Origin of the sequence: Chryseobacterium sp. JV558 (assembly GCF_033712365.1) — a bacterium.
In the GTDB taxonomy this organism is placed as follows: Bacteria; Bacteroidota; Bacteroidia; order Flavobacteriales; family Weeksellaceae; genus Chryseobacterium.
The window spans coordinates 1-13,090 of record NZ_WJHU01000015.1 but is presented as its reverse complement, the minus strand read 5'-3'; the positions used below and the strand labels follow the sequence as shown (position 1 = coordinate 13,090).

The 13,090-nt window shown below is 32.1% G+C and carries 14 protein-coding genes; 9 read left to right on the top strand and 5 right to left on the bottom strand.

Annotated features, from left to right (window positions below):
• Positions 1–97 precede the first annotated feature (97 nt).
• The 3 genes from GFU89_RS23125 to GFU89_RS23115 form a co-directional block, all read right to left on the bottom strand.
• Positions 98–592 carry a CinA family protein gene (locus GFU89_RS23125; RefSeq protein WP_123318677.1) on the bottom strand — a complete coding sequence of 165 codons (495 nt, stop codon included), beginning with the start codon at positions 590–592 and terminating at the stop codon, positions 98–100.
• A gap of 55 nt (positions 593–647) precedes the next feature.
• Complete coding sequence (locus GFU89_RS23120) at positions 648–917, bottom strand: heme oxygenase (RefSeq protein ID WP_318849367.1); 270 nt, start codon at positions 915–917, stop codon at positions 648–650.
• A 511-nt stretch (positions 918–1,428) separates the two neighbouring features.
• Positions 1,429–1,989, bottom strand: coding sequence for an AraC family transcriptional regulator (locus tag GFU89_RS23115; protein WP_318849366.1), 561 nt, complete (start codon positions 1,987–1,989; stop codon positions 1,429–1,431).
• A 165-nt stretch (positions 1,990–2,154) separates the two neighbouring features.
• Between GFU89_RS23115 and GFU89_RS23110 the strand changes: the two genes are divergently transcribed.
• The 3 genes from GFU89_RS23110 to GFU89_RS23100 are packed head-to-tail and all read left to right on the top strand — an operon-like array spanning position 2,155 to position 5,628.
• Entirely contained in the window at positions 2,155–2,286 is a 132-nt protein-coding gene (locus GFU89_RS23110; protein ID WP_262884119.1) for a hypothetical protein, read from the top strand.
• Positions 2,287–3,315, top strand: a complete 1,029-nt coding sequence (locus GFU89_RS23105) for a pesticidal protein Cry7Aa (protein WP_318849365.1) — start codon at positions 2,287–2,289, stop codon at positions 3,313–3,315. It begins immediately after the preceding gene.
• 45 nt (positions 3,316–3,360) lie between these two features.
• Positions 3,361–5,628, top strand: coding sequence for a glycosyltransferase (locus GFU89_RS23100; RefSeq protein ID WP_318849364.1), 2,268 nt, complete (start codon positions 3,361–3,363; stop codon positions 5,626–5,628).
• A 1,350-nt stretch (positions 5,629–6,978) separates the two neighbouring features.
• On the opposite strand, the gene GFU89_RS23095 is transcribed toward GFU89_RS23100, so the two are convergent.
• Positions 6,979–8,076, bottom strand: coding sequence for a calcium:proton antiporter (locus tag GFU89_RS23095; protein WP_077415529.1), 1,098 nt, complete (start codon positions 8,074–8,076; stop codon positions 6,979–6,981).
• 464 nt (positions 8,077–8,540) lie between these two features.
• Here GFU89_RS23095 and GFU89_RS23090 point away from each other — a divergent pair, with 464 nt between their 5' ends.
• The 5 genes from GFU89_RS23090 to GFU89_RS23070 all read left to right on the top strand — a co-directional run bounded on the left by GFU89_RS23090 (position 8,541) and on the right by GFU89_RS23070 (position 10,568).
• Positions 8,541–8,759: a hypothetical protein gene (locus GFU89_RS23090; protein ID WP_149386489.1), complete on the top strand. Its 219-nt coding sequence runs from the start codon at positions 8,541–8,543 to the stop codon at positions 8,757–8,759.
• 231 nt (positions 8,760–8,990) lie between these two features.
• Complete coding sequence (locus tag GFU89_RS23085; RefSeq protein WP_317133398.1) at positions 8,991–9,239, top strand: cupin domain-containing protein; 249 nt, start codon at positions 8,991–8,993, stop codon at positions 9,237–9,239.
• On the top strand, positions 9,232–9,471 hold the full coding sequence (locus GFU89_RS23080; RefSeq protein WP_149386490.1) for a hypothetical protein: 240 nt from the start codon (positions 9,232–9,234) through the stop codon (positions 9,469–9,471). The genes GFU89_RS23085 and GFU89_RS23080 overlap by 8 nt, the downstream gene beginning before the upstream one ends.
• Positions 9,468–10,268: a hypothetical protein gene (locus GFU89_RS23075; RefSeq protein ID WP_318849363.1), complete on the top strand. Its 801-nt coding sequence runs from the start codon at positions 9,468–9,470 to the stop codon at positions 10,266–10,268. The genes GFU89_RS23080 and GFU89_RS23075 overlap by 4 nt, the downstream gene beginning before the upstream one ends.
• A gap of 36 nt (positions 10,269–10,304) precedes the next feature.
• Complete coding sequence (locus tag GFU89_RS23070) at positions 10,305–10,568, top strand: heme oxygenase (RefSeq protein ID WP_318849362.1); 264 nt, start codon at positions 10,305–10,307, stop codon at positions 10,566–10,568.
• 529 nt (positions 10,569–11,097) lie between these two features.
• Here the strand turns inward: GFU89_RS23070 and GFU89_RS23065 are convergent.
• On the bottom strand, positions 11,098–11,292 hold the full coding sequence (locus GFU89_RS23065; RefSeq protein WP_123318666.1) for a cold-shock protein: 195 nt from the start codon (positions 11,290–11,292) through the stop codon (positions 11,098–11,100).
• A 462-nt stretch (positions 11,293–11,754) separates the two neighbouring features.
• On the opposite strand from GFU89_RS23065, the gene GFU89_RS23060 reads away from it, so the two are divergent.
• Positions 11,755–12,708: a beta-1,6-N-acetylglucosaminyltransferase gene (locus tag GFU89_RS23060; RefSeq protein WP_185018722.1), complete on the top strand. Its 954-nt coding sequence runs from the start codon at positions 11,755–11,757 to the stop codon at positions 12,706–12,708.
• Positions 12,709–13,090: the final 382 nt, after the last annotated feature.

Sequence of the window (13,090 nt, the reverse complement as noted above, 5' to 3'; positions counted from 1 at the left end):
ACCTGAAGACAAATTAATTACTATCATACGACAAATAATTGATGAAGATAAAAGATTGAAATGTATTCCTTTGAACTGAGAATAAATGAATATACTTTTAAATTAATATTTGATTAAGTGCACTTTTATAACATCCTAAAATAAATTCAGTATAATATAACTGCGAATCTAATGCCTGAGTCTTATTATGAAGCTCTATCCGTTTAGAAAGAACAATCTCGCCTTTATAGCTGAATGAGCAGAATGAATACACTTTAAACCCTGAATTTCTTACAGATGCAGCATATCCCGTAGATGCAATTCCCCAATCTGTTCCAAATGATTCAGCGACCTTTACAGCCATTGTATCTGCCATTTTTTGGGTTTCAAAACCATTTTCCTGAGCTTCAATTCGATTGATATCTAAAAAGTTAACTTTTTCAGGCAATGTAAAAGTGGTTATTCCTCCTTTGTAAAACAGCTTTGCATTAGGCATCTGGGAAAAAGCAAGCTGTATTAATCCCGAGGTTACACTTTCTGCTATAGAAACCGTTTCATTCATTGTAATGAGTGAAGTACTGATATAATCAAGTAAACTTTGCTGAAATTTCATGGCATCAAATATTTAATGTTGATCTAAAAACTTTTTACGCTGCTGAAATCAATGCTCAGATAACGTCATAATCATTCATTGTTGTTGCAAAATAATGCTCAACTACTTCCCTGGCATTGCTGCACATTGCCAAAATATCCTCTCTGGTCGTATCTTCAAAAATAAAATCATCATGAACCTCAATAATGAACTCGGTCACTTTTTCGGTGTTCATCAGGTCATAAACCATTAAATCATTTAAATTATCTAATTTACATTCTTCCTTAAAAAAAGGAAGCTTTCGGGAAATGGAGTTCTTAAACTTAAAAAGATTGATGGTTTTCATTACTTTTGGTGTTAGGGTAACAGTAAGAAAAGTCTGTTTATATGTAAAAACGCTGTTTACTCATTAATGTTCAAACAGATTTCTTTTTGTGGATTCAGTTGATGAAATTTATTGCACATCAATATGGTTAAAAAGGACAGAAACCATGGGTTCCTATCCTTAAATTAATTAAAACCTTTTGAAAACAGATCTACTATTTTATCGGGGTTTTAATATGCTCATTATCAAAGTTGAGGATCCTTAGTCTATTAATTTTTTATCATGGTCTATATTGGCCTTTTCCAGTCTTTCTTTACTACTACGATGTTTTAAAATCCGGATACCAGCATTTTGTATAATGGATACTTTCAAGTGCTCACTATATATTTTCCAGCCTAAAAATTGCACTACCTTATGATAATATAAACTTTAATGGATTTGATAAATTCTTGATTATTATAATACAAAGGTGGCCGTTTTAATATATATTAAGCTATATATATCCGGAATAATTTTACATATATCACACCTTTTATAAGTCTTCCAGGTTTCCAAGACGTTTTTGTTTCAGCTGTTTATAAAATGAAGGGGAAAGACCTGTAATCTTTTTAAACTGGTTAGAGAGATGGGCCACACTACTGTAATTGAGTTTATAGGAGATTTCTGTAAGATTGAGTTCATCATACAACAATAATTCTTTCACCTTTTCTACTTTATTAATAATGATAAAATGTTGCAGGGTCATTCCTTTCACTTCAGAAAAGGTGTTCGCAAGGTAGGTATAATCATATCCTAATTTTTCACTTATATAATCTGAGAAATTTTCTTTTGGGAGTGCATCTGAATAATGAATCATTTCTATGACTACATTTTTTATTTTCTCTATCAAGATGCTTTTTTTGTCATCTAATATCTCAAGCCCTGTTTTAAGTAAGTTTTCTTTTAGAATTTGTCTTAGTTCAACGCTGATATCATCCAATAATTCTACAGTTCCCAAATCTACAATAGCATTTTTAATGCCCAGCCTTTCCAATTCCTGATGAACAACCATTTTGCAGCGCAAACTTACCATATATTTTATATACAACTTCATCCTTCCTACTATATATACTGCCAATTATTTCCTTAACAGATATTTACTCAAAGTTAATCTATTAAATTGGAAATATCTATGATTTATACAACAAATTGAAAGACAATTGCAAGGCTTTCCTTTTTTAATGACTGAAATTTACAGTTAACAAAAAAATATTTCACAATGTCAAAAGAAAAAGACGGAAAAAAGAAATCAGATAAAACTCCACCCGCGAAATCTGCAAAAGAGAAACGGGAAGAAAAAATGAATAAACGAAGAGCCAGGGAAAACGAAGCCCAAAATACCAGCAGCTAAATGGTATCCTTGGAAAAAGACGGAATTATACTTAGAAAAACGACATTAGACTTTGAGAGTGAAGGTGTTTTAAACCCCGCAGTTATTAAGGATAACGGAAAAATACATTTATTTTACAGGGCTCTTGCAAAGAATAATTTCTCCAGTATCGGATACTGTATACTATCAGATTATAAGACTATAGAAATCCGGTTACGCAATCCGGTTATCATCCCCGAGTTTGAATACGAAAAACATGGTGTTGAAGATCCAAGAATCGTAAAAATCGATCATTTGTTTTATCTTACCTATACCAGTTATGACGGAATTAATGCACTGGGAACACTCGCTGTATCGGAGGATCTTACGTCATGGCAAAAAAAGGGCATAATTGTTCCCAAAATTCCATACAACAAGTTTAGATTTTTATCAGAATCCCAAGGTGAAATAGCAGAAAAATACAGACGTTTCAACAAACTCCCCCCTACGCTTACAAAGGATAAAGATGTCTTCCTGTGGGATAAAAATGTGATATTTTTCCCAAGAAGGATTAACGGTAAGCTTTATTTTCTTCATCGCATAAGACCCGATATTCAAATTGTAGGTATAAAAAACATTGAAGATCTGAATCCTGATTTCTGGAAAGATTATTTCCTTCACTTTAAAGATCATATTATATTATCTCCCCTATATGAGCATGAAGTAAGCTACATTGGCGGAGGATGTCCCCCTATAGAAACCGAGCATGGGTGGCTTTTGATATACCATGGCGTACATGATACTATTGAAGGATATGTTTACAGTGCATGTGCTGCTTTACTGGATCTTAATACTCCCGAAAAAGAAATTTCAAGGCTTCCTTACCCTCTTTTCAAACCCGAAGAAGAATGGGAACAGAAGGGAGAAGTGAACAATGTCTGCTTCCCTACCGGAGCCATTGCAGAAGGAGATACACTCCATATTTACTACGGAGCTGCAGATAAAAGAATTGCTATTGCTTCTTTAAATATCCCGGAATTACTGGAGGAATTACTAAAGTATACATCATAACTGAGTATTCTTTAGAGAATATCATAGCTTAAAATAGATATCAACATGAATAAAAATATAAAACCAGACGTGGAGGAAAAGAGAAAAAGACGATCTGTCCAGAATAGAAAAAGCACAATTAATCATAAACCTGAAATTATCTTTATAAGTACTTTTCCTCCAAAGGTGTGTGGTATTGCAACATATTGTCAGGATTTAATAAAATCTCTTCAGATCAAGTTCAATGAATCATTCACCATAATCATCTGTCCAATGGAAACTGAAGAGGAACATCATCGATACGAAGAAAATCCTGAATATCGCTTAAATACATCCGATGCTATTTCTTATTTGGAGCTGGCTGATAAAATCAACAAAAATAACAGGATTCAACTGGTTATGCTTCAGCATGAGTTTGGATTTTTCACTGAGGCCAAAAACGGATTGCTGCTTTTTCTTCAAAACTTAGAGAAAGACGTCATCATTACTTTTCACACCGTTTTGCCAAAACCGGACTGGGAGTTAAAAGAAAAAGTAAAAGAAATCAGTAGTTTCTGCAAATCTATTATTGTGATGACAGATATTTCTGCGGACATCCTTTCTACTGATTATGATATTTCATCTGATAAAATTAAAGTAATCCCCCATGGTACTCACCTGTTACCATTTATCGATAAAATTTCACTGAAAACGAAATACGGATTTAAAGATAAAAAGGTACTTTCAACATTTGGCTTATTGGGTTCTGGTAAAAATATTGAAACCACTTTAGAAGCTCTCCCTGAAATCATTGCTCAAAATCCGGATGTAATATTTTTGATTATTGGAAAAACGCACCCTAGTGTCATTAAGTATGAAGGTGAAAAATACCGTGATTTTTTGCAGGACACAATTAAAAGGCTCCATTTGGAAAAGCATACTTACTTTATCAATCAATATCTGCCTTTAGATAAGTTGTTAGAATATCTTCAGCTTACCAATATCTATCTTTTCACTTCAAAAGACAGACACCAGGCGGTGAGTGGCACCTTTTCCTATGCTATTAGTTGTGGATGTCCTATTGTTTCTACTCCTATTCCACATGCCCTAGAAGTATTAAATGAAAATCTGGGAATTATTATTGATTTTGAAACTCCGAAACAACTCGCTACTGCTGTGAATACATTACTGAAAAATGAAAACACACAGGAAAAATTACGTTCAAATAGTTTGGAAAAAATGGCTCCCACGGCTTGGGAGAATTCATCTATTTCACACGCCTTATTATTTCAACAATACAACAAAGACAAAATGACATTACATTATACATTCCCGATCATCAATCTTAGCCATATCAAAAATATGACAACGGATTTTGGAATGATCCAATTTTCTAAAATCAACAAACCTGATATCAATTCCGGGTATACTTTGGACGATAATGCCCGTGCTTTGATTGTAGCCTGCAGACATTATGAAGTAAGCAAAGATGAATCTGATCTTGACTTAATCTCAATCTACCTGAATGTAATAAAGTTTTGTCAACAACCAGATGGTAGTTTTCTCAACTATGTAAATCAAGACAAAGAATTTGCACAACAGAACTACGAAACCAACCTTGAAGATTCCAATGGTAGGGCAATCTGGGCACTGGGGTACCTTCTTTCTATAAAAGCAATCTTACCACAACTGTTTTCTGATGAAGCACAGTCCATCATTGAAAAAAGTCTTACGTCTATTGATAAAATTCATTCTACACGTGCAATGGCTTTTATTATAAAGGGATTGCATTATCAAAACTCTGAAAACAATATTCCATTATTGAAAAAAATGGCTAACAGACTGGTAAAAATGTATCAGCATGAGAAACATAAAGACTGGCATTGGTTTGAAAGCTACCTGACCTATGGAAACAGCGTACTTCCTGAAGCTTTATTGTGTGCGTGGATTACAACCCAAGACGAAATGTATAAACAGGTTGCCAGTGAATCATTCAAGTTTTTGCTTTCTAAAACATTTAGTAAGGGAGGTATCAAAGTAATATCCAACAAAGGATGGCTGCAGAAAGAAACTGTTAAAAGTCCTGAATCAATTGGTGGTGAACAGCCTATTGATGTTGCTTATACCATATTGGCCTTATCCACATTCTATAAGGTTTTTAAGGATGAAAAATACCTGCAGATGATGATAAATGCTTTTAGTTGGTTTTTAGGAAAGAATCATTTACATCAGATTATTTATAACCCTGCAACAGGCGGATGTTATGACGGGCTTGAAGAGAAAAATATTAATCTCAATCAGGGAGCAGAATCAACAGTCAGTTACCTCATGGCAAGGCTCTGTTTTAAAAAGTAAGAACATAATTAATGTTGTAATACATTGTAATGAAAGTAAGTATAAGATTATTGACAATAGTCTGCAAAGTATTTGTTTACTCGTAATTCCAACCAACAGTTAAACTGCTGATCAAACACAGATGTCAGTCATTTATCCGCATCTCTTCCTAAGAAGAGTTAAAAATAACTGTATTAATTCTACTGCATATACAACACACATAAATAGAATCGTATGACTTGCAGCATATAAATGCAATTGATTAACACATACATTTATTGTTCATAATAGTTGTACATTCTCATTAGTACAATTGACTCTCCCCTAAAAAGGAGGGTTTTTGTTATATAATCCACTATAGGGCATTAGGGAGACTAATAAAACTTTCACAAATTTATTATATAGTGTTTTCGCGGATATGATTGCGATCATATCCGCGAAAACACATATAATGGCGGATTTTTTTATTATACAAAATTTGCGATTCTATTTATAATGGTTTAATGACTTTTGTATAGGAAATCGTAATTACTAACTGAAGTGGACAATTAGCAATAATTATGCAAACCCGCAGGTAGCCAAAATAAAGCAGCCAATTTATTTATTATTATCAAGCAATCCAATTATAATAATAAAAGTATCGAATAAGAAAGTATAGGTTGTTTTGAATATTTTTGAAAGATCTCTGACCCTGCTGAATTCTAAATAACAAGCTTAGTGCGGGAAATAAAATCTTCAAAACAATTACGTAAGGGATCTCTGCAGTGCAGCGGCAATAAATATAATATCATAGCTTTCAGAGATTATCAATGCGAAATAAAACAAGAAATTGAATTTTAACATTAAACTATAATGCGAATAATAGTAAAAGTATAACAATATTTTATGTTTTTTGAATAGCATAATTATATACTATATCTTCACTAAGATATAAATATAATCTTGTTTTAAATATTCCGAAAAATGTTTTTTTCAAGATATAAATACGCTCTATTGTATGCAATTTCTGTAACTGATAATCAAAAAGAAAAGGTTCTATATCATCCATTTTTTTTCCAATTAACTGATCTTCTGATATAATGTTCTGACTTTTATCTTGGAAGTAATATTTTTTAGTCATATCGATAAATAATTTTTATTGCAAAATCTTTTTCTTATTTTCAGAATACTTCTTTTCAAACTTGATTTCCAATATTGGTTAATTATAAGAACGGTCTGTTTGGTAAGGAAAAATTATTTCCCTGAGGCGTCAAAAGTTTTTTTTATGGATTTAGTTGATGAAATATATTCTATATCAACCATCAACATCATATAAACTAAAGATGGCTGTTTCAGTATATATCAAACTATATAATACATAGCTAAATAGGTTTATGGTACGATTGTGATAAAAAGATAAATTAAAAATATAGCGATCAGTACAATTCCTTGCATAATATTGGTTCTGCCCGTTGCCAGTGAAACAGTAATAATAAAAAGCGACAGCCCTAAAAGTATTGTTGATTTGATATCTATTCCCAATGTCATTCGTATACCAGTCATTACAGATATAATGGCAATGGCAGGAATACTTAGTCCTATACTTGCTAAAGCTGAACCAAAAGCCAGATTTAATGAGGTTTGAATTTCATCACTTTTTGCAGCCCTGAATGCAGCCAATCCTTCCGGAAGGAGAACAATACCCGCAATTATAATACCTACCAAAGACCTTGGAGCACCCACCGAAACAACGATATGCTCAACATCCTTTGAAAGAAGCTTTGCCAGAAAAACGACTATTCCCAGGGATAAGATCAATAATATACAACTGATATACAATTGTTTTCGGGAAATCATCTCATGACTACTTTGTACAGGCTCATTTTTGGATAGTTTATTTTGCGGAGAAATAAAAAAGCTTCGGTGTCTAAACGTCTGGATCATAGTAAATCCGAGATAAAGCCCTAAAGAAATCAAGGCAATAAAAAGCAATTGAAAGGATGTATATTCACCTCCGAGATGACTTATCGTATAATTAGGCAGAATAAGCACAAAAATAATCACGGAGGTAAGCGTAATGAGTGCCGTACTTACCCCCTGCAATGTAAAGCTCTGTTCTCTGTATCTTAATGAACCTATGACAATACAGCTCCCAATAATTCCGGTAAGGATTATCATCACTGCTGCAAAAACCGTATCTCTGGCAAGGGTAATAGTTTCTAAACCTTTTGCTCCCATCATGATAGAAATAATAAGTCCTACCTCTATGACTGTGATGGCAAATGCCAGAAGTAAAGTTCCGAATGGCTCCCCCAAACGATGGGCAATAACTTCGGAATGATACACTGCAGCCAAAACACTTCCTATCAGAAATAAAGTAAGAATCACAGAATAATACCCTGAAGAAAAAACAGAATTTCCAACATACGAAAGCCACGCCAAGATAGGAACTAAAAAAGTCCACATCCATAAATATTTTTTAATATTCATAAAAACACTAATATTTTTTACAGTTGAATGGTCTTTTGGAAAAATTCAGTAGATTATATTTTCCTTTTCAAAACAGTTTTATTAATGATTTGAAGCAGACTAGAGATGACGATATACCGGAAATATTAAATGATGAAAAGAAGAGAATATGCCGGAACTAAGAATCTAGATCATCAGTTCAATGTAGTTATTCAGCAAGGTACGAATAATCAATCACTTATTTGAAATTACATAGTAATATTTTAAGTTTGCAATCATTTCCTAAGGCTCAATAATGTTCGTCACTTCATCAAAGTCACCAACTTTTTACAGCTTATAAACGCCCGGATTTCAGATGCTCAAAACAATCCGAAATTTTGTAAAAGTGTGATATCTGCAACATAAAAGAAACAATCTGTAATACAATAGATTATTAAATACCCAACTTTGTACTGTAGCAATGAAGTTACACTAAAATCCACCTTATGGACACAAACCACAATAAAGGCGACAAATTTTTCAAAACTCCTGGAGACTGGATTGAACAGTCAAAACAATTGAAAGAAAAATTTTCAACATTAACGGATCACGATCTGAAGTTTGAAGAAGGCAAAGAAAGGGAAATGCTGGAAAAAATCGGAAACAGATTAAGAAAAAACCGTGAAGAGGTTCTCAATATTATCAAAGAAATCAACCTTTCATAAATTATTTTCAAGAACACTTAAAACCGATGATAAAGATATATTTATCAAAGATTTAATTGTAAAAAGGGATGGAATATTAGACAGTTCTGTCCCTTTTATTTACAATACCATCTACTCTTTTTATGTTTAAACCCAATGTGATGAATCATAGAGAACTTGAAAAGTCGAAAGTATATATTACCAGCCAGATTGTAGATTACATTCCAAATTCTGTAGTCAGCAAAAAAAATAATGGAAAAACTGACCGGCAATATAAGTGTTTTATCTTTTGATGACAAAGAAGGGTTATCTGAAAAGATTTCTCCTTTTGACATTGTTGCACAAATTATTGAAGGTAAAGCAGAAATTATTATAGACGGAGCTACTTATTTTATGGAAGAAGGTGAATGCATAATTATTCCTGGCCATATATCTCATTCGATAAAAGGAAATAAACGCTTTAAGATGATCGTAACAATAATAAAAAGCGGCTATGAATAATATAGATACCATATCAGTTTTAACAAAAAAGATATTAAAAAAAACAGTTGAGATTCAAAAAGAATTCCCTGAGCTGTATGACCTTTTAGACGAAACTCCATTATTTTTTTCTTTTACAGAGAAAAATATTACGATCAGAGATTTAAGACAATATCTTATTTCCCTTATAAGGCAGCAAAAATCCTTTGAAAAAGGGACATCAAAAAAAATAATATACAATAACTCCCAATGAAAAAGCTGACTAATCATCCAAAGAACAAATTGGGACTCAGAAATAAAAAAAATATTTCAAGAAGGGCCTATTACTCACAATTTGTTTCTTTATTTTACATCAGAAATACCAACATCACCTTAGAAAGAGACACGAAGGAAGTTCTTCGCATGTTAAAGGAATTACAGATTCTCAATAACAAATCAAGATTGGTATTTAGTACTCATTGCAGTTTAAGCCAGCATAATCTGTGGCAGTCTGTTTTAGAAGATCTAAGCGACAGTATAAAATACATTAGAATACAGTTTGAATATTTATTAGAGAATATTATTAAAAGAAATAAAATCAATTCACTCATATTCTGGAAGCAAAACAAAACCAATACAGATGAGCTGGAAGCAAGCCATAAAAAACTCATCCATTTGGCTATCCAAATTTTACCGGAAGAAGAAAGATTATCATGGAAAACAGGTATTTGTAACTTTTATGATGAAATTTTTTCTTTATTCATTCCACTTATTGGTATGTGCAGGCTTGAATCTGACTTTATAGAAAAATATTCGCCTAAAATCTTTAACCAAACCACTATGGATATTATTAAAGATATTCCGAAAAATTACACATTACAGGAAGCAAAGAAATATGAACACGAATACTTAAAAGTATTAACTAACTACAGTCATGAATTCTATAGAAAAAATAATTTTTGGAACAGCCTACTATATATACTTTCAGCAGGCATGTTCCCACGACCGTCAGAACATACTTTATCCAATAAATGGATCAATAGAAAAATGAAAGATAAACTTATTAAATAGATTTCAAAAATTTTCATCATATTAAATATTCTTGTAGTGAAAACAATACATCTTTTTAAGTTTAACAATTCTATTTTTCACAAAATACCTTTCTTCAAAGAAGAACAAAGGCTGAAAAGCGATATAACAGAAATCAATATAATGAATATTGAAATAGTAACCGAATATATCGTGAAAACCCATGATGACTTTAGTTTCGACGATACATCAGGAAATGATCTTTTATCAATGTGCAAAAAAGCTCAAAAAACAATTGAACATTACTTTGTGATAAGACTGGATCATTATGATTTTATATGAAAAAGTTATTTAATCAAATATTAAAATTGATTTTCATTTTTACGTTTCTCACCTCAGCAATTTATTTCCAGAAATGAGGGATCAGTGATAATAGCAAATAGCCATGAGCAATGGTTGATTTAAAGGGGCCTTCTTTTTTCCCTTTTCCCTTATTAATATGGATCCACTGACCATCTAAAGTCTCTTCTGCAAACACTCCTGTTGATTTGCTTCTGATCTATGGTGTGCCGGTCAGAAAACCCGATCATTTGACCTTCCAAAGCTTTATATTCTGTAAAATTATTGATGATCATCATCCTATCTATTGTCTTTGTTTTTATAGTAAGCTGACTGGAATTCTTTCTTGAAAAAACCTCTCACGTTATGTGAGAGGCAAATGAACATTATGAAAATAAAAAGTAATCTAATGTTCTTTCAAACAATATATCCAGATACCAATGGTTTTTGGATTTCAATTGTAAAAAATATAAAAATATGATACTGAAATTGAAAATAATATTTATTTCAAACAGATGATATTAAAACTTAATTACGCCAATTTTACATTAACTGCATTTAAGCCTTTATCACTCTTTTGTACATCGAAAACGACTTTATCATTCTCATGGATTGCTCTAGTGTCTAATCCTGAAGAATGTACAAATATATCCTTACTCCCGTCTGTAGGAGAAATAAATCCGAAGCCTTTTGCTTCATTGAAAAATTTTACTGTGCCTTCTTGCATTGTAATTATTATTAAAAAATTATTTATTATTTTCTGTAAACTCTACAGATTTTGTAAGCAAATTCACTTTTTAGAATTTGAGTTGGTGTATTATAGGATGAGCTGAAATATTTCTTCTCCTCATCATTTTTATTTGCATAACTTATTATAAATTAATTATTTATAATTCATAAGCCTGCAATAACATATCATTCCAGGATGAAAAAACTTGTAGGCCATTTCACATTAGAAACCCGATTGATAATTGGGCGGCTGAAAAAGCAAAGACTGAAAGAAAAATTGTGAGTTTAAACTATTACAGAATAGCAAAGGCAGAAACCTGTTTTATAAATGCTTTGCAAATGTACCATAAAATAATTGGGTAACAGTCAATTTAATTAACTGATTATCAAAAATATATTCATAGCTTACGCACATAAACTGAATTGTTTGCCTGTGCGGATGATTTTAAATTTTACCCCCATGCAAACGTCATCTCCCATAACTCATCCTCATCCCCAAACTTCAGACCTGCATTCAGCTCCGCAAGTGAGGATTGCTTATTTTATTATGATACATCATAAACCTGATGCATTTAAAGAAATGTTTCAGAAGATTTACACTAGGGATCAATTTTATCTTATTCATATTGACCGCAAAGCCAAAGCAGAATTAACGGAAGAGATACAATTGTATATAATACACTTTCCCAATGTATATATTTTAGAAAGCATGAATATTGTATCCGGAGGATTTAGTATGATTCAGGCAGAACTTAATGCGATGGAATATCTTTTGAATGTAAGCCCTGACTGGGATTATTTTATCAACCTAAGCGGTGAAGACTCCTCCCTTAAGTCACAAAATATTATACGTAAATTTCTTACCGATAATAATGGACGAAATTATCTTTTTTATTATGACCAGAAGTTTTATAGGCCTGATACACTTCAAAGGATACAAAATCATTTTACGGAGCTGACTCATAAAATATCTTCATTTATTTATAAAAGAGAGTTTATGAAAGAAGTTATACCTTATATTGGTGGGAAATGGTTTATCCTTACAAGAGAAACCTGCATATTTTTGACTAATAACAAAAGGGTAATGGATTTTGAAGACTATTACCTGCATACGCTTTTACCAGCGGAATCATTTTTCCAGACAGTACTTCTCAACACAGTCTTTAATGATATTATTGTGAATGATGATAAAAGAGCAGTCATTGAAAAAACTTTTTTTAGTAAAGACCAGTATGCGGACAGCTTCATCGAAACTCTAAAATCCTCTAATCGCCTTTTCATCAGAAAAATAAATGATAAAACAAATAAAAGTATTCTAAAATATATTAATGATACTTATCTTCTTCCTTTACCTGAAATTGATGAAGTTGAAAGAGAGCTTAAGAGAAATGATCACGACGACAAATGGTCATAAGAGAGCTTTGTACACGTATAAAATAAACTAGGAACCGTACACAAGATATTTTCACATGAATGATTAAAATAAAAATTTATGCTGATAAAAGAGGAGCTTTTGATGAACTGCGGAGCTAACATTGTAAATTTTATAAAGGGGGCAGTAGGTATTTAAAGAAAATAATGACGTACTCTCCTATTTTCAAATTTCGACACGAAGTGTGAAGATTGTCAGTGAGAAAAAAGGCGGATCGTGAATTTATTCATACTATTTCCAATGAGTTCACCCAGTCTCTGCTTTGGAGATTTGTAGACTGATGCTGAAGGTATCCTGTCTTTATTGTACCAACCTTCAATATAACTAAATGTCGCCAATTTAGCCTCTTTTCTGCTTTTGAATT